Source organism: Nonomuraea turcica, assembly GCF_030718205.1.
In the GTDB taxonomy this organism is placed as follows: Bacteria; Actinomycetota; Actinomycetes; order Streptosporangiales; family Streptosporangiaceae; genus Nonomuraea.
The window spans coordinates 207,000-222,292 of the sequence record NZ_JAUZQF010000016.1; the positions used below are offsets into that span (position 1 = coordinate 207,000).

The 15,293-nt window shown below is 70.7% G+C and carries 19 protein-coding genes; 11 read left to right on the plus strand and 8 right to left on the minus strand.

The genetic code is table 11. From position 1 onward, the window contains the following. The first annotated feature begins 14 nt into the window (after nt 1-14). Entirely contained in the window at nt 15-500 is a 486-nt protein-coding gene (locus Q9G87_RS36430) for a VOC family protein (protein WP_305921113.1), read from the plus strand. 3 nt (nt 501-503) lie between these two features. Here Q9G87_RS36430 and Q9G87_RS36435 read toward each other — a convergent pair whose 3' ends face one another. Both Q9G87_RS36435 and Q9G87_RS36440 read right to left on the minus strand, forming a co-directional pair. Further along, the gene (locus Q9G87_RS36435; protein ID WP_305921114.1) at nt 504-1,151 is read right to left on the minus strand and encodes a haloacid dehalogenase type II; all 648 of its coding nucleotides are present in this window, start codon (nt 1,149-1,151) and stop codon (nt 504-506) included. Then, the gene (locus Q9G87_RS36440) at nt 1,148-1,738 is read right to left on the minus strand and encodes a TetR/AcrR family transcriptional regulator (RefSeq protein ID WP_305921115.1); all 591 of its coding nucleotides are present in this window, start codon (nt 1,736-1,738) and stop codon (nt 1,148-1,150) included. Before Q9G87_RS36440 ends, Q9G87_RS36435 begins: the two co-directional genes overlap by 4 nt. Nucleotides 1,739-2,431: 693 nt before the next feature. Here Q9G87_RS36440 and Q9G87_RS36445 point away from each other — a divergent pair. From Q9G87_RS36445 to Q9G87_RS36455, 3 genes are read left to right on the plus strand one after another with little or no spacing between them, the layout of a single operon-like run. Next, nucleotides 2,432-3,688 carry a Cmx/CmrA family chloramphenicol efflux MFS transporter gene (locus Q9G87_RS36445; protein ID WP_305921116.1) on the plus strand — a complete coding sequence of 419 codons (1,257 nt, stop codon included), beginning with the start codon at nt 2,432-2,434 and terminating at the stop codon, nt 3,686-3,688. Nucleotides 3,689-3,703: 15 nt separating this feature from the next. Further along, entirely contained in the window at nt 3,704-4,516 is an 813-nt protein-coding gene (locus Q9G87_RS36450; RefSeq protein WP_305921117.1) for an AraC family transcriptional regulator, read from the plus strand. 38 nt (nt 4,517-4,554) lie between these two features. Continuing rightward, complete coding sequence (locus Q9G87_RS36455; RefSeq protein WP_305921118.1) at nt 4,555-5,175, plus strand: LysE family transporter; 621 nt, start codon at nt 4,555-4,557, stop codon at nt 5,173-5,175. A gap of 9 nt (nt 5,176-5,184) precedes the next feature. Here the strand turns inward: Q9G87_RS36455 and Q9G87_RS36460 are convergent, their stop codons facing one another. Then, nucleotides 5,185-6,306 carry an FAD-dependent monooxygenase gene (locus Q9G87_RS36460; RefSeq protein WP_305921119.1) on the minus strand — a complete coding sequence of 374 codons (1,122 nt, stop codon included), beginning with the start codon at nt 6,304-6,306 and terminating at the stop codon, nt 5,185-5,187. A 77-nt stretch (nt 6,307-6,383) separates the two neighbouring features. Here Q9G87_RS36460 and Q9G87_RS36465 point away from each other — a divergent pair, with 77 nt between their 5' ends. Continuing rightward, a complete protein-coding gene (locus Q9G87_RS36465) occupies nt 6,384-7,106 on the plus strand; it encodes a TetR family transcriptional regulator (RefSeq protein ID WP_305921120.1) in 723 nt (240 codons plus the stop codon). Nucleotides 7,107-7,198: 92 nt separating this feature from the next. Here Q9G87_RS36465 and pip read toward each other — a convergent pair whose 3' ends face one another. From pip to Q9G87_RS36485, 4 genes are read right to left on the minus strand one after another with little or no spacing between them, the layout of a single operon-like run. Further along, on the minus strand, nt 7,199-8,158 hold the full coding sequence (gene pip / locus Q9G87_RS36470; protein ID WP_305921121.1) for a prolyl aminopeptidase: 960 nt from the start codon (nt 8,156-8,158) through the stop codon (nt 7,199-7,201). 46 nt (nt 8,159-8,204) lie between these two features. Beyond that, complete coding sequence (locus Q9G87_RS60885) at nt 8,205-8,609, minus strand: DUF6624 domain-containing protein (protein ID WP_371825879.1); 405 nt, start codon at nt 8,607-8,609, stop codon at nt 8,205-8,207. Next, on the minus strand, nt 8,495-8,761 hold the full coding sequence (locus Q9G87_RS36480; protein ID WP_305921123.1) for a hypothetical protein: 267 nt from the start codon (nt 8,759-8,761) through the stop codon (nt 8,495-8,497). The genes Q9G87_RS60885 and Q9G87_RS36480 overlap by 115 nt, the downstream gene beginning before the upstream one ends. A gap of 29 nt (nt 8,762-8,790) precedes the next feature. Next, entirely contained in the window at nt 8,791-9,573 is a 783-nt protein-coding gene (locus Q9G87_RS36485) for a neutral zinc metallopeptidase (protein WP_305921124.1), read from the minus strand. A gap of 75 nt (nt 9,574-9,648) precedes the next feature. Here Q9G87_RS36485 and Q9G87_RS36490 point away from each other — a divergent pair, with 75 nt between their 5' ends. From Q9G87_RS36490 to Q9G87_RS36500, 3 genes are all read left to right on the plus strand, one after another. Further along, entirely contained in the window at nt 9,649-10,710 is a 1,062-nt protein-coding gene (locus Q9G87_RS36490) for a hypothetical protein (protein WP_305921125.1), read from the plus strand. Between the two features lie 10 nt (nt 10,711-10,720). Further along, on the plus strand, nt 10,721-11,134 hold the full coding sequence (locus Q9G87_RS36495) for an MmcQ/YjbR family DNA-binding protein (protein ID WP_305921126.1): 414 nt from the start codon (nt 10,721-10,723) through the stop codon (nt 11,132-11,134). A 404-nt stretch (nt 11,135-11,538) separates the two neighbouring features. Continuing rightward, nucleotides 11,539-12,129 (plus strand): hypothetical protein, encoded by a 591-nt coding sequence (locus tag Q9G87_RS36500; RefSeq protein ID WP_305921127.1) that lies wholly within the window; start codon nt 11,539-11,541, stop codon nt 12,127-12,129. Nucleotides 12,130-12,147: 18 nt separating this feature from the next. Here the strand turns inward: Q9G87_RS36500 and Q9G87_RS36505 are convergent, their stop codons facing one another. Continuing rightward, entirely contained in the window at nt 12,148-12,648 is a 501-nt protein-coding gene (locus Q9G87_RS36505) for an NUDIX hydrolase (RefSeq protein ID WP_305921128.1), read from the minus strand. Nucleotides 12,649-12,682: 34 nt separating this feature from the next. Here Q9G87_RS36505 and Q9G87_RS36510 point away from each other — a divergent pair, with 34 nt between their 5' ends. The 3 genes from Q9G87_RS36510 (at nt 12,683) to Q9G87_RS36520 (ending at nt 15,288) form a co-directional block, all read left to right on the plus strand. Then, complete coding sequence (locus Q9G87_RS36510) at nt 12,683-13,276, plus strand: DinB family protein (RefSeq protein ID WP_305921129.1); 594 nt, start codon at nt 12,683-12,685, stop codon at nt 13,274-13,276. 13 nt (nt 13,277-13,289) lie between these two features. Then, a complete protein-coding gene (locus Q9G87_RS36515) occupies nt 13,290-13,868 on the plus strand; it encodes a nitroreductase family deazaflavin-dependent oxidoreductase (protein ID WP_305921130.1) in 579 nt (192 codons plus the stop codon). A 67-nt stretch (nt 13,869-13,935) separates the two neighbouring features. Further along, the gene (locus tag Q9G87_RS36520) at nt 13,936-15,288 is read left to right on the plus strand and encodes an acetamidase/formamidase family protein (protein ID WP_305921131.1); all 1,353 of its coding nucleotides are present in this window, start codon (nt 13,936-13,938) and stop codon (nt 15,286-15,288) included. The last annotated feature ends 5 nt before the right edge of the window (nt 15,289-15,293 follow it).

A 15,293-nucleotide genomic window follows, 5' to 3' on the forward strand; every position in this document is an offset into this window, starting at 1 on the left:
TTCCGGGAGGAATCATGACTGTCAAGCCGATCCCCGAGGGCTACACCACCGTGACGCCATGGCTCATCTCGCACGACACGGCCGGGCTCATCGACTGGATCAAGAGCGCCTTCGACGCCGTGGAGCTGGGCCGCTTCACCGACGAGCAGGGCCGCATCGGGCACGCCGAGGTGCGGATCGGGAACGCGATCGTGATGTTGTTCGACGCGAAGCCGGACTGGCCGCCGACGCCGGGCTTCCTGCGCCTGTACGTCCCCGACGCCCGTGCCGCCCACCGCCGGGCCGTCGAGGCGGGCGGCACGTCCGTCACGGAGGTCACGCACCTCGCCTTCGGAGACCTCGTGGGCCGGGTCGGGGACCCGTTCGGGAACCTGTGGTGGATCCAGACCCACATCGAGGATGTCTCGCCGGAGGAGTGGGAGCGCCGCATGAGCGACCCGGAGTTCACCAAGGCGATGGAGTACGTCCAGGGCGCGGAGTTCTTCCCCGGCAGGCCGTGAAGGTCAGCTCCAGAGTGCGGCCAGTGCCCGCAGATCCGGGGCGGACACCGCCGGGGCGCCCATCACGCTCGGGTACGGCGTGCCGCGCCGCTCCAGGTACGCCCCCACCAGCCCGGCGCGCTGGGCGCCGTCGATGTCCCAGGGGTGCACCGCGACCAGGGCCGCCTGCTCGGGGCGCACGCCCGCGCGGCCGACGGCGTAGTCGTAGGCGGCGCGGGCGGGCTTCCACACCCGGGGCCCGCTCACGTCCAGCCTGGCCTCCACCAGGTCCAGCAGCACTTCGCGGCGCAGGATGCCCTCGGTCATGACCGCGGCGCCGTTGGTCATCGTGAACAGCCGAATGCCTGCCTCGCGCAAGCTCCGCATCCCCTCCGGCACGTCGGGGTGCACCCTCAACTCGGCGAACCCGCTCAGCACATGGCCAATGGCCTTGTCCTCCAGGCCCATGCCCCTGAGCACGTCGCGGGCGAGCTCGGCGAACTCGGCGTATCCACCGGCCACGGCCAGCGCGAAACCGTCGCGCAGCACGCTCGCGAACCACGTGTCCATCAGGTGGCCGGGCAGTCCGACGTCCTCGAACCTGGCGCGCAGCGGCTCCATGTCGGTGAGCGTCTCGTTCACATCGAAGATCACGGCTTGCGGTCTGGTCATCTCTGCTCCTTGGGGTCTCTCAGCGAGTCGAGTGCGGCGCACACGCCCCGCCGCAGGGCGGCCGCGTCCGCGCCGGCCCGCGAGCGCAGATTGACCCCGTAGGCCAGCAGCGCGAGCATCTCGGCGGCGGCGTCCAGGTCCAGCCCCGGGCGCAGGCTCGCGCTGTCCAGCGCCGCGCGCATCGCCGTGCGCAGCCGGTGCTGGTGCTGGTCCAGCACCTCGCGCACCTCCGGATCGCCGCCTTCCGCGCCCGCGTGGGCGTTGGAGATCATGCATCCCCAGCGGGCGTGCTCGCCGGAGCACCGGTCCTGGATCAGCCGGTCGAAGAAGCCCTCGACGGACTCCAGGCCGCGCCCGTCGCCGGCCAGGGCCTGGAAGACGGGCTGCGAGCGCCGCTCGACGTAGCGGCGTAGCGCCTGTACGTAGAGCTGCTGCTTGCCGCCGAAGGTCGCGTAGAGGCTGGAGCGGCTGAGCCCGGTGGCCGCCACGACCTCCGCGATCCCCGTGGAGGCTGCGCCGCGCTGCCAGAACAGGCGCTCCACCTGCTCCAGCACGGCATCGGGATCGAAGTGCTTCACGTCCGGCATCGGCATTTCCTATCTTGGAACGACCATTCCAAGGTAGCGCATGATCGAGCCGGTCGCCGCGACCGCGGGGGTCTGGATGGCCATCACGGCGAGCGTGGTCCCGATCAGGACAGCTCGCCAAGGACGGGGAATGGACACACGATCTCCTTGAACAGTGCCCTCGGAAGGTGTGGGATCTTGTGAACCCACCGGGCAGCATCGTGAGTGGATCACGTGTTCGGTCGCAAGGGCGGGAAGCGAGATTTAACATTCGTGGCGGCCGGGGCCACTTCCTCGTGCAAGCCCTTAAAAGGGGCAGCTAGCTGCGGCTTTTCCGTCCGCGGGCCGGTCTGGCGGGAGCTGTCGCAGGGGTGGCGAGTTCAAGTCACCTGGAGGGAACACGACACCACGGCGGCGTTGAGGGCAGCGCGTCCGCGTGATGGGAGGACCGTATCGGGCCGGTCCGGGTGTTACGGTGTCCACATGTCCAGCCCCGAGGCGTCAAGACGCTAGCCACCGGTCGTCCGGTGGCTGATCTCGCGTTGTCGCCCCGCTGGCGCGCCCGCCCTTGAGGCCGGGCCTCTCGCCGTCCGCGACCGCTTTCGCCACTCGGATCACCGTTTTCCGGGGTTCTTTCCAGCGCGGCAGGGCGACGTCCATCCGGCCTGCCCGCTTCCTTGTCGTCGATCCACGATGTGGTCGCGGAGTCTTCTCATGCCATTCGCTGTTTACCTGCTCGGGCTGGCGATCTTCGCCCAAGGGACGTCCGAGTTCATGTTGTCCGGGCTGGTGCCCGGGATCGCGCGGGACCTGCACGTGTCCATCCCGGCCGCGGGGCTGCTGACCTCGGCGTTCGCCGCCGGGATGGTGGTGGGAGCGCCGCTGGTGGCGGTGCTCGGCCTGCGCTGGCCGCGACGGAACGCGTTGCTGGCGTTCCTCCTCACGTTCCTGCTCGCCCACGTCGTCGGCGCGGTGACGACCAGCTACGGCGTGCTGCTTGTCACGCGGGTCGTCGCGGCGCTGGCCAACGCCGGGTTTCTGGCCGTGGCCATGGCGACCGCCCTCGGCATGGTCGCGCCGAACGCCAAAGGCCGGGCCACGTCCGTCCTGCTCGGCGGGGTCACGATGGCGTGCGTCGCCGGCGTACCCGCGGGTGCGGTGCTCGGGGAGGTGTGGGGGTGGCGGTCGGCGTTCTGGGCGGTGTCCTTCGCCCTGATCCCGGCCATCGTCGCGGTGCTGAAATCGGTGCCCGCCGGCGGCCCTCCGGCCGGCGCGGAGGCGGGCGGAGATTCGGGCGGAGCTTCGGAAGCGCCTGGGGAGGCCCACCGCTCGAGCGTGCGCCGTTCGAGCGTGCGTGCCGAGTTGCGGTCGCTGCGCCGGCCACGGCTGCTGGTGATGCTGGTCCTCGGCGCCCTGGTGAACGGCGCGACCTTCTGCACGTTCACGTACCTCGCACCATTGCTCACCGGAGTCACCGGCCTCAAGTCGGCCTGGATGCCCGCCATGCTGGCGCTGTTCGGGCTGGGTTCGTTCGCCGGGGTCACCATCAGCGGCCGGATCGCCGACGTGCGGCCCGTGCGGCTCCTGGCCATCGGCGGGCCGGCCCTGTCGCTCGGCTGGGCCGCTTTCGCGCTGACCGCCGGGTTCCCGGCAGTCGCATTCGTGCTCGTCTTCGTCCAGGGAACGCTGTCGTTCGCCGTCGGCTCCACGCTGATCTCGCAGGCACTGTACGCGGCGACCGGCGCCCCCACCCTGGGCGGGGCGTCCGCCACGGCCGCGCTCAACGTGGGCGCCACGGCGGGTCCCTGGCTCGGCGGCATCGTCATCGGCGCCGGGTTCGGCTACCGGTCGCCGCTGTGGGTCAGCGCGCTGCTGGTGATCGCCGCGCTGCTCCTGGGCGGCGTCGCCGCGCTCGCCGCTCGGCGCTCGGCGCGGCGCGAGGGCAGCCAGGCGGAGGTTTCTCCCCTATGACCTAATCTTTCCGATATGCAGCAGGTCAGGGACGTGAACGGCACGCAGCTGGCCGTGGTCAGGCCGGCCTCTGGCGGGTTCCCACGGCACAGCCACGACGAGTACGTCATCAGCACCAACCTGTGTGGCCGCGAGGCCGTGCGTCTGGACCGTGCCTCGTTCGACGTGGACCTGGACGAGGTGACCGTCTACAACCCCGGCCAGGTCCAGTCCTGCACGACGCGGACACCGGACGGGACGGCGTTCGCGTGCGTGAGCTGGTACGTGCCGCCTGCCGTGCTCAACGCCCTGACCGGCGGCGCGCCGGTGGACTTCGAGCGCCCGCTCGTCCGCTCCGCTCCCCTGCGTGCTGAGCTGCTGCGGGCGGCCAGTGACCTGCCGGGCGGCGACCCGGCGCTGATCGAGGAGCGCCTCACGGTGCTCCTGCTGCGCCTGCTGGACCTCACCGGAACGAGTGCCACCCGCCGGCGCGGCCCGGACGGCACCAGCGACCGCACCGGCGGCGGGACCGGCGACGGCAGGATCGCCGCCGTGCTCGACCGGCTCCGCGGCGATCTGTCCAACCCGCCGTCCCTGGCCGGTCTCGCCGAGGACGCCGGGATGTCCCGCGAACACCTCATCCGCTCGTTCACCCGGGCCACCGGCTGCCCGCCGTACGCGTGGCACCTGCAGGCGCGGCTGGCCGAGGGGCGTCGGCGGCTGCGGCGCGGCGAGCCGGTCGCCGATGTGGCCCACGCTTTGGGGTTCGCCGACCAGGCACATTTCCACCGGCACTTCACGGCCGCGTACGCCGTCACCCCCGGCCGCTACCGTCGCGTCAACATCTGACAAGACGCCCCGGGGCCGTTACCGCCAGATTGAACGTCATGTCCGAGATCTTCCTGCTGGCCTTCTGGGTGGGGTTGTTGTTCAACGCGGCTCCGGGCGCGGTCTTCAGCGAGTCGCTGCGGCGGGGCGTGCGAGGCGGCTTCGGTCCGGCGTTCGCCGTGCAGGTCGGATCGCTGGCGGGTGACGCCGTGTGGGCGCTGCTCGGTTTGGCCGGCGTGGGCGCGCTGTTCGCCGTGCCTGCTCTGCGCGTCCCGCTGACGCTGGCCGGGTGCCTGCTGCTGGGCTGGCTCGGGGTGACGGCCCTGCGGGAGGCCGCCTTCCCACCTCCCGAGGCGGCCGCCAGCACCCCGTCACGACGGGGTGCGCTCTCGGTCGGCGCGGCCATGTCGCTCGGCAACCCCTGGAACGTCGTCTATTGGTCGGGGGCGGCCGGCGCGGTCAGCTCCGTCCTGGGGCGGGATGCGGGCGTGAGCGGCCTCGCCGTCTTCTTCACCGGTTTCATGACCTCCTCTCTGGCCTGGTGCTTCGTCTCCGCGGGCCTCATCGCCCTGCTCCGCAGAGCGCTGCCGCCCCTGGCGGTACGCCTTCTGGAGGCGGCCTGCGGGCTGTCCCTGATCGTCTTCGCCGCCCTGCTCGCCGCCCGCCTGGCCCCGCTCTGACGGGGCCCGTCACGTGCTTCCGCCGACGAGCGGCGAGCGGACCAGCACGTTTCTGGTCCACATCCCGAGGCGGTTTTTCGGCACCATCATCCGCACGTTGGGCCCGATCCGTTGCTTGCTCCTGACCAGCCCTCTGTGCCCTTCCTGGTAGTGCCGGAATGCCGCCGTGTGATCGGGCGCGTTCGCGAGCGCCTCCGCGAGCCGGTACGCCCCCACGATCGCCAGCTCCGCTCCCGCCCCCGAGGCCGGCGCCGCGCAGTGGGCGGCATCGCCGACGAGCGCCACCCGTCCCGACGACCACGACGGCATGCGTACCTGGCTCAACGCGTCGAAGTAGAAATCGGGATCGTCGAGCGCCGTGGCCAGCAGCTCGCGCACCCGCCACGAGGTCTCGTGCCCGAACGCCTCCCGCACCAGCCGCTTGTGCTCCCCGACGTCGCGGTGGTCGTAGGCCAGCGGCCCCGACCGGAACATGAAGTACGCCATGGCCTGCGCGTGGTTGCCCGATCGGTAAATGCCCGCCATCTTCCCCGGCAGGTTGTACATCGTCACGTGACGGTCCTCCCCCAGCACCGCGTCCGTCTTGGCGAAGGCGAAGTAGTGCCCCATGTGCCGGACGAACCCGCTCTCGGGCCCGAAGGCCAGCCGCCGCACCGTGGAGTGCAGCCCATCCGCGCCTACCACCAGGTCGAACCGCCTGCTCACGCCCCTGTCGAAGGACACCGTCACCCCGTCGTCGTCCTGCTCGATGCCCTGGACAGCGGTGCCGAAGAGGTGCTCGACACCCGATCCCCCCGCCTTGTGGAGCAGCCTCACCAGGTCGCCGCGCATGATCTCGACCTCGCCGCCCCCGCTCTGCAGGCGTCGCATGTCGATGCGGGCCACGGCCCGGTCGTCGGCGTCGACGAACTTGATGCCCCGCACGTCCGCCGCCGCCTCCCGGACCCGTGGCATGATCCCCATCCGCTCGGCCACCGCCATCGCCTCGTCCCGCAGGTCGACGCCGTTCCCGCCCATGCGCAGCTCCGGGGCTCGCTCGACCAGGGTGGGCCGCAGCCCGTGCCTGGCCAGCCAGTGCGCCAGCGTCGTCCCCGCGATGCTCGCCCCTGCGATCAGAATTCGCCCGTTCATCATGCCTCCCTGACCATCGGTCAGTGGCCTACTCTAGGCTCCAGACCCCGGGTCAGGCAACGCGTAGAATCGGCGGCGTGACGGACGACACCCGCTCGCGCATCCTCCAGGTGGCGCTCGACCTGTTCGCCGCGCGCGGCTACCACGCCACCTCGATCCGCGAGATCGCCGAGCGCCTGGAGCTGACCAAGACCGCGGTTCTCTACCATTTCCCCAGCAAGGGCGCCATCATCGCGGCGCTGGCCGAGCCGATGCTGGCCGACATGCAGGCGGCGCTGGACGCGGCCGGCCGCCTGCCGGCCGGCGACGAGCCCCGGCGGCGGTGGGCCGTCATCGAGGGCCTGCTGGATGTGTGGCTGGCCCACCGTTACCTGCTCAGGCTGCAACTGAGGGACCTGGCGCTGGCCTCCGAGGAGCCTGTCTTCGAGCGTTTTCGAGACGCCGCGGTCCTGGCCGAGCATCTCATCGCCGGGCCGCTCGCGGATCACGTGGCGCGGATCCGGGCGGTGCAGGCGTTCGCCATGCTCAGCGACCCCGTCGTGATGTTCGCGGACCTGCCCGCCGACCTGCTGCGACCCGCCGTGCTGTCAGGGGTGGAACGGCTGCTGGAAGAGCCGGCCCCGAGCCGCGCCGCACCGCGGCCGGTGGGACGCCGGCGCGGCCGGCCGGGCGCGCTGAGCCCGGAGGCGGTCGAGACGGCGCGTCGCATGCACGCCTCCGGCCGGCACACCGCCGCCGAGATCGCCCGCACGCTCGGCGTGTCCCGCGCGACGCTCTACCGGCACCTTTCCGGGCCTTAATTTCGAGACGCAATATGCGACATTTTCAAGACACTGATCGGCACAGGCCTTCCGGGCGCCTCAGATGATCGCGAGCCGCGGGGTTCCGCCTTTCACCGGGAGGCGAAGGCGTCCAGCGCCGCGAAGATCTCTTTCCGCATCGTCTCGCTGCCGGTGTGTCCGGAGTCGTCCACCACGACCAGCCGGGCGTCGGGCCACGCCTGGGCCAGGTGCCACGCCGTGTCGACCGGCCCGCCCAGGTCCAGGCGGCCGTGGATGAGCACGCCGGGGATCCCGGCCAGCCGCCCGGCCTCGCGCAGCAACACGCCCTCCTCCAGCCAGGCGCCGTTGGAGAAGTAATGCGAGCAGATCCGCGTCATGGCCGTGACGGCCTCGTCGGGCCGGTCGCTGTAGGCGTTCGGCTTGCCGTTGGTCTCCAGGGAGATCACCGTGTCCTCCCAGGTGACCCAGTCGCGGGCGGCCTTCGCACGGACGGCGGGGTCCGGGTCGGCCAGGAGCCGCGAGTACGCCGCCAGCAACGCGAAGGTGTCGCCGTCGCGGTCGGCCTCCGGCACGCCCTGCCGGAACCGCTCCCATTCCTCGGGGAAGAACCTGCCGACGCCTCGGTAGAGCCAGTCGATCTCGAAGCGGCGCGTGGTCGTCACAGCGGGGATGACGATCTCCGACACACGCTCGGGATGCGCCTGCGCGTAGGCCAGGATCAGCGTCGAGCCCCACGAGCCGCCGTACAGCAGCCATTTGCCGATGCCGAGGTGCTCGCGCAGCACCTCCATGTCGGCGATCAGGTGGTGCGTGGTGTTGGCGCTCAGGTCGGTCGCCGGGTCGCTGGCGTGCGGCCGGCTGCGGCCGCAGTTGCGCTGGTCGAACAGGACGATCCGATAACGCTCCGGGTCGAACGTCTTCCGCACGCCGACCGAGCAGCCCGAGCCCGGCCCGCCGTGCACGACGAGCGCGGGCTTGCCCTCGGGGTTGCCGCAGACCTCCCAGTAGACGAGGTTGCCGTCGCCGACGTCGAGCATGCCGTGGTCGTAGGGCTCAATCGGGGGATACAAGCGGACGGCTCCTCTCACCGATGTAACAGTGCTTATATATTAGCCGTCACTCGAGCGACTTGAGCTCCTCCACGTATTCCTTGATGGGCTTCAGCCCGACGTCCGCGCGCCGCTCGTCCACCTCCGCCTCGTTCTCGATCGGGGTGCGGGGGCGCCAGTTTCCCTGCGGATCGGTCTCCCACTGCGTGCCGTACACCTGCGGCTTCTTCTCCGCCACCCGCACCCGATCCACGAGATAGGCCAGGTCGGAGGGATCCGCCTCGTCCTTCTCCACGGCCTGGCGCATCAGCTCCAGGCCGCGGCGCTGCAGGTCGAGGTCGCGGTCGGCGTGCTGGATCAGCGCCCAGGCGGCGTGCGCGCCGTCCTTGCCACCATCGAGTGGCCCGGCCAGCCGTGCGCGTCGAGGATCTGGCGCATGCGGTCGGTGTTGGCCTTCTCCACCCGGTTCCAGTCCTCCTCGGTCGCCTCCAGGGTCCGGACCTCCTGGTCGACCTTCAACATCTGCAGCAACTCGGTGCGTAACGTGGGATTGGACGGCGGGTCGTCGCCGCAGGCCGCGACCGCCATGAGGACGGCGAGGGCACACACCACCAGTGCACGCATGTCGGCTCCTCCCGCGAGGCGGCTGAGGGTCAGGCCACCTCGGACGACGGGGCGGTCCAGGTGTTGCAGGCGCCAGGATCGCCCGTGGCGAACCCCCGCTTGATCCACATCTTGATGGTGGACGCCTTGCCGTACCAACGCTCGTCGCCGGGCTCGTCACCCACGAAGAGGTCCAGCAATTCGTCCCAGTCGTCCGTCGTCCTGTTGCCGATCGGCCACACGCTCTTTATGAAGGCGCCACCGAGACATTCGGTCTGCAGGCTCTCGCGGCGCTCCTGCTCGTAGTATTCCGCCTTCTTGCCGTGGCGTAATTTGTCGATGGCGGTGGCGATGCCGACCTGTTTCTGGACGTGGTAGCCGTACATGGAGGCCGCCGTATCGAACAGCCACAAGTCGTAGGGGTCGTCGAGCCATCCCTTGCCGAGCTGGAAGACCAGCGTGCCATTACGGCCGCAGTACCACGCCTGGGAATCCTCTTTTCCTACGTCGAAGCCGCAGTAGTTCTTGGGAATCCGATCCATGTGCCGGACCTTGACCTTCTCGTAACGCATGCCGGCGTTCCACAGGTGTTGCTCCCACGTGTCTTCCAAACAGGCGATGACCGCGTTCAGATAGGCGCGGGCGAGCTTGCGATTGTTGCGCTTGATCGGCGGCTCCTCGCACGTGGTCATGGGCAGCGCGCCCATGTCATAGAGAGAGTTTTTGGTGAGTTTGGGGTCTTTCACCGGATACGCGGCCGCCGCGGTGGGGGCCGCGACCGCAATGGACGCCGTCAGGACGCACGCCAGCGCCGCACTCTTCAGGAGTTTCACAATGCGGAGAATAGGGTCGTGGCGATAAAGAGTGCCAGCACTAATTTCCTGTGGTCGCCGAGAGAAGGGTCCTGAATGAGCACGCCATCTCCCACGTCCGCCCGGGCGGACGTCCACGTGAGCTACCACCAGATGCTCGTGACGGACGGATCGGGCGCGGACCACCCCACCGGCGTCTCCGGCGTCCCCAACGGCCTGACGGCGTCGGCCCCCGGTGCTGCCGTGATCCTGACCGGCATCCATACCGGAGCCGTGGACGTCACCGTCCAGCTCACCGACGCGCCTCCTGCCGTCACGGCCGAGGGATGGGACGAGGTGGAGGAGGTGGAGCTGATCACCTTCACCGGCGAGATGCGGGTGTCCGGCATGATGATGGGGGCGCCTGAGGCGCTCCCCAACCTCACCCCGCTGGGGCCGGGTCGCTACGGCATGCGCGTGCACGCCCGTAGCCGCGACCTCCATCCCGCCGCCGTGCCGGACGTGCCGTTCGAGTTCTACCTGGTCACGGTCTGGCCCATCGAGGTGGGGCCGGAGGCCTGCGCCAAGCTCGGCGTGGGCGTCGCCGAAGAGCTGGGCCTGCCGGACAAGAGCAGCGAGATCCGGCGCTGGGCCAGGGAGCACGCTCGGCCGGAGCACCAGCCGGGACGCCCCGCCCGGGAGATCCAGCCTCCCCTGCCGCCCACTCCCGTACGAGGGGTGGCCAGGGCATCGTTGCATAGGTTACGCATCACCAACCCCTACCAGCCTCCTGCCGCCGAGCCGGCGTTGCCCGAGGGCCTGGTCGCCGCCGCGCCCGACGCGGTCGTCATCAGGACGCTCAGGGACCGGTCAGTGGTGGGGGTGCACGTGCGGTGGGAGCAGTCCGGGGCTCGCATGCCCCCCTCGAGCTGGGAGCAGACCGAGGAGATCGAGTTCGTCACGACCACCGGGATCATGCGGGTCGAGGGCATGTCGGACGACCACGGCGAGGAGCCGCCTAACCTGACCTACCAGGGCGTCGGCCGCTACGGCCTGCGCGTTTACGGCCGTTCTCGCAAGGGCGAGCGGCCGTCGAACCGGCCCGGCGAGTCATACCTGCTCGTGGTCTGGCCGATCGCGCTGGGCGCCGGGGCGCGAACTGTCGGTGCCGGGTTCTAGGGTGCCTGGTATGGCAGGCGGTTGTACGGATGCGGACGTCGAGCGGGTGCGCGGACGGCTGGCCAAGCTGGCCGGTGGGCTGCCCGGGGTTGTCGACGAGGATTCCTTCGGGCACGTCGGGTTCATGGTGGGGCGCAAGCGGATCGCGTGGTTGCTCATCGACCACCACGGCGACGGTCGGCTGACGCTCGCCGTGAAGGCGCCGCCGGGCGAGCTGGAGACGCTGATGGCCGCCGACCCGGCACGCTACTTCCGCCCCGCCTACGTCAAGTCGTGGGTCGGCGTCGAGCTGCTCGAGGTCGAGCCCGACTGGGCGGAGATCGGCGCGCTGCTGGAGCAGGCGTGGCGGATGACGGCGGGCAAGCGAGCCGTGGCGGCATACGACGCCGAGCATTCCGGCCGGGGTCAGGCGCACGGCCCCTGACCCGGGCCGCGGCCGGCTTCGCTCGGGTCCTCAAAGCGAGCAATATGCACAAACCATCACAGAAACCGGCGAACTCCCGAAGCGCGGCGTACCCTCGCGAATGTGACCCCCCTTCAGCACCCGCTGTCCCCGGCGCACGCCCCGGTCGGCGCTGCCGTCGAGGCTCGCACGCACTTAGCCACCGGACTCGCCGCACCCGCGCCCAGCGCCCCCCAGCCGCCCCCCGCACCCCGGCCCAGCGACACCCGCCCTGCCCTCACATCTCGGCCCGACAACGCCCCGCCTGCCCCCGCGCCGCTATCCGACGACACTCCGCCTGCCCTCGCCCCGTTACCCGGCAACGCCCTGCCTGCCCTCGCGCCGTTGCCCGGCGACGCCCCTCCTCCGCGTGCGCGGAGCGACGTATGACGGGCCTGGGCCCGCGGGTGGTTCTGGTGCCCGACCTGGGCGAGGACCTGGCCCGCGCGATCGAGGAGTTGGAGCGACTGCTCCTGACGTTGAAGGCCGCCGAGGACGACGGCGCCACCCTGCCCGGCCCTCTGGCGAACGGCGCCGCGCTGACCGCACTGCGCAGGCTGTGGCGAGCGCTCGCACCCACACAGGGACAGCGCGCAGCGGCCGCCAGGCTGGCGGGCCGGCTGTACGCGCCGGGCGGCCGGACCGAGCACGTCCCGCTGCGCCTAGTGGACGTCGACCCGATCGACGTCGCGACGCTGTCGGCCGCCGCCGCCGCGCTGGGCAGGGGCGTGGCGAGCCCCGGCGTAGTACGCGACGCCCTGGAGGCCGGCGGCGCCAACGGCTCGAGCACGGACATCGTCGCCGCCGCGGCCGGCATCAGCGGTCTGCTGGACCTGGCCGACACGGCCGAGTCCATCGTGCTGCGCGAGCGCCTGGCCGCCGCCGGCCCTGGCGCCGACGTCGTGCTCACGCCGGCGGTCGAGGATGCGTACCAGGCGACGGCGGACCGCCTCAACGCGATGTGGCCCCGCCGATAGCGCCTGGGAACGCGACGCTCAAGCACTCAACACACGAGGCTCGTCCGGCAACCGTCCGGCCAGCACCTCGGCGAGGAGGTCGGACAGTCCTGGAGGCCGCAACGTCTCACCATCGGCGACGTTCAGCTCCCCCGGGGACCACCATCGAAGCTCAGTGATCACATCCTGCTCGCTGGGATCCAGACGAGCGCGGCAGACATCCTCCCCGCCCCGATACCGGGCGAGGAAGTACTGTTCCCGCGCATGCACCGGCCGCCCGTCCCACGTCGCGTGAACGTCGCGAATCCACAGGCACGGGCCCCACTCGACCTCCGTCAACCCGGTTTCCTCCGCCAACTCCCGCCGCGCGGCGTCGAGGAAGTCCTCGCCGTCCTCCACACCCCCACCCGGCGGGATCCAGAACAGATCCCGCACGGGCGAGCCCGGCACCACGATGGCGCCGTCGTTCCTGTGCTGAACCAGCAGGACCCGCTCATCGCGATCGAGCAGCACGACCCGGGCACCCCGTCGCGTTCGCACGAAACCCAACCCCCGAAATGACACAATGATCGGCATGACCGTATCGGACCCCAAAGCCGACCTCCACCGCTATCTGCAGACCGCCCGCGAGGCCCTGCTCTGGAAACTCGACGGCCTCTCCGAGTACGACATCCGCCGCCCCATGACCCCGACGGGCACCAACCTCCTCGGCCTGGTCAAACACGTGGCCAGTGTCGAGTTCGGCTACTTCAGCGACACCTTCGGCCGCCCGTCCGGCGAGCCGCTGCCCTGGCACGAGGACGACGCGGAGCCCAACGCGGACATGTGGGCGACGGCCGAGGAGTCCCGCGAGCAGATCACCGCCCTGTACCACCGGGCCTGGGCGCACGCGGACGCCACGATCAATGAGCTGCCTCTGGACGCGATCGGTCGAGTCGCCTGGTGGCCGGCCGAACGCCGCGAGGTCACGCTGCACCGGATCGTGATCCATGTGATCGCCGAGACCAACCGCCACGCCGGCCACGCCGACATCGTCAGAGAGCTGATCGACGGCGCCGCCGGACTACGCGCGGACAACGGCAACCTGCCGGCCGCGGATCAGGCGTGGTGGCAGTCGTACTGGAGCCGCCTGGAGCAGACGGCGCAGGAGACCGGCAAGAGCCTGTAGACCAATCGCTTGCTTGGGCACTATCCTTGCCCCGTCACCAGCCCCCACCGGATCGGGACGTGAGGTCACCGTGGTCGAGCAGCAGCAGCCCAGCGGCGGGGTCAAGGCACGCGTCAGCACCGCGCTGCGCCCGTTCTTCCAGTGGCTGGCGGGCACCAGGGGCTTCGCCCTGATCGCGCCCAAGATCGTGCCCCCGCTGGACCGCCTCGTCAACCGGATGACCGGCGGCCGCGCCCTCATGGGCGACCAGATGATCCCCCACCTTCTGCTCACCACCACCGGCAGCAAGTCGGGGCAGCTCCGCGAGACCCCGTTGGCCTGCCTGCCCGAGGACGGCGGCACGTTCCTCGTCGTCGGCAGCAACTTCGGCAGGGAGCATCACCCCGCCTGGAGCGGCAACCTCCTCAAGACCCCGCAGGCCACAGTACGGTTCCAGGGCCGCGTGATCCCGGTGACGGCCGCCCTGCTGACCGACGCCGAACGCGAGCAGGCATGGGAGACCCTCATCCGCTTCTGGCCGCTCTACCAGGGCTACACCGACCGCTCCGGCCGCGAGCTCCGCGTCTTCCGCCTCTCCCCGGACGTCCTCTAGTCGGTCTCCGCCTCCTCCGAAACCTGGTGCATATGGGGATGTAACAGGCGTACTTCACCCTTGGGGCATGAGAGTGCCGAAGAACCCGACCGACGTGCGCGAAGCCCTGATCGCGAGGCTGGGACGGAGGAACTTCCTGCGTGCCGCCGCGGTCGTGACCGGAACGGGCGGAACGTTGCTCGGCGCGCGTGCCGCTTCCGCCACACCGCCTGCGACGCTGCCCCGGGACATACTCCAGCCCCGCAAAGGCCCGATCCACGGCAAGCACTACCTGCCGTCGGCGGTGGAGCAGGTCCGATGGGGGTACGTGCCGTCGGTGGGCAGCCAGCCCGTCCTCCGGATGAAATCGGGCGAGACGGTCACCATCGACTCGGTCTCGCACGAGGGCATCCTCGAGGACCAGGGCCGCGACCCCGTCGCCTACTTCGGCAAGCACGGCGTACCCCAGGCGAACGTGCTCCAGGACGCGATCGCGATCGCCCGCGACTACTCACGGACGACGCGCGACTTCGACGTCGACGGGCCGCACGTCGTGACGGGGCCGGTCTATGTGGACGGCGCGGAGCGCGGCGACGTACTCAAGATCGAGATGCTCTCGGTCCTGCCCCGCGTCCCGTACGGCGTCGTGTCCAGCCGGCACGGCAAGGGCGCGCTGGCCCGTACGGCGGGCGGCGGGGCGCCGGACGGGATCACGGTGGACGAGGTCATGCCGCCCGTGGCGACGGACGGGCGGCCGACGGGTGATCCGACCCGCTACGGCAACGTGTCGGTGTTCACGCCGGTCCGCCGCGGACGGAAAGGTGTGGCGAGCGGCGTCATGAAGCGCGGGACCTCCGGCGAGGTGACCTTCCCCCTGCGCCCGTTCATGGGCATGATGGGCGTCGCCTTCGCCTCCGCGGACCGGCCGACGGACCCGGCGCTCAACTCGATCCCGCCTACTCTCGGCGGCGGCAACATCGACATCAACCTGCTCGGCGTGGGCGCGACCTTCTACTTGCCGGTGTTCGCCGAGGGGGCGCTCTTCTACACCGGTGACCCGCACCATGCGATGGGCGGCGGTGAGGCCGCGCTGACCGCGATGGAGGGCTCGCTGCGTGCGACGTTCCGGCTCACGGTGTGCAAGCCCGGCTCGAACGACGCTCCGTCGGTCGCCTTCCATTACCCGTTCGCCGAGACCCCGGAGGCGTGGGTGCCGATCGGCCTGTCCGACCCCGACGGCTCTCAGCGCGGGCAGGTGAACGACCTCGACATCGCCATGCGGCGGGCGGTCGTCAACGCGCTGGACTTCCTCGAACACGACCAGGGCATGGACCGCGCCGTCGCCTACGCCTACCTGTCGGCCGCCGTCAACTTCGAGGTGTCGCAGGTCGTGGACCGCACGACGGGCGTGCACGGGGTCATCGCCAAGGAGCACTTCTGACGCGT

Excerpts from the sequence above, each read along its gene's own strand:
- Q9G87_RS36440 (WP_305921115.1), bottom strand. The coding sequence starts at position 1,738 with ATGCCGGACGTGAAGCACTTCGATCCCGATGCCGTGCTGGAGCAGGTG.
- Q9G87_RS36460 (WP_305921119.1), bottom strand. The coding sequence starts at position 6,306 with ATGAACGGGCGAATTCTGATCGCAGGGGCGAGCATCGCGGGGACGACG.
- Q9G87_RS36510 (WP_305921129.1), top strand. The coding sequence starts at position 12,683 with ATGACCGTATCGGACCCCAAAGCCGACCTCCACCGCTATCTGCAGACC.
- Q9G87_RS36520 (WP_305921131.1), top strand. The coding sequence starts at position 13,936 with ATGAGAGTGCCGAAGAACCCGACCGACGTGCGCGAAGCCCTGATCGCG.
- Q9G87_RS36495 (WP_305921126.1), top strand. The coding sequence starts at position 10,721 with ATGGCAGGCGGTTGTACGGATGCGGACGTCGAGCGGGTGCGCGGACGG.
- Q9G87_RS36480 (WP_305921123.1), bottom strand. The coding sequence starts at position 8,761 with ATGCGTGCACTGGTGGTGTGTGCCCTCGCCGTCCTCATGGCGGTCGCG.
- Q9G87_RS36445 (WP_305921116.1), top strand. The coding sequence starts at position 2,432 with ATGCCATTCGCTGTTTACCTGCTCGGGCTGGCGATCTTCGCCCAAGGG.
- Q9G87_RS36455 (WP_305921118.1), top strand. The coding sequence starts at position 4,555 with ATGTCCGAGATCTTCCTGCTGGCCTTCTGGGTGGGGTTGTTGTTCAAC.
- Q9G87_RS36450 (WP_305921117.1), top strand. The coding sequence starts at position 3,704 with ATGCAGCAGGTCAGGGACGTGAACGGCACGCAGCTGGCCGTGGTCAGG.
- Q9G87_RS36500 (WP_305921127.1), top strand. The coding sequence starts at position 11,539 with ATGACGGGCCTGGGCCCGCGGGTGGTTCTGGTGCCCGACCTGGGCGAG.
- Q9G87_RS36490 (WP_305921125.1), top strand. The coding sequence starts at position 9,649 with ATGAGCACGCCATCTCCCACGTCCGCCCGGGCGGACGTCCACGTGAGC.
- Q9G87_RS36435 (WP_305921114.1), bottom strand. The coding sequence starts at position 1,151 with ATGACCAGACCGCAAGCCGTGATCTTCGATGTGAACGAGACGCTCACC.
- Q9G87_RS36430 (WP_305921113.1), top strand. The coding sequence starts at position 15 with ATGACTGTCAAGCCGATCCCCGAGGGCTACACCACCGTGACGCCATGG.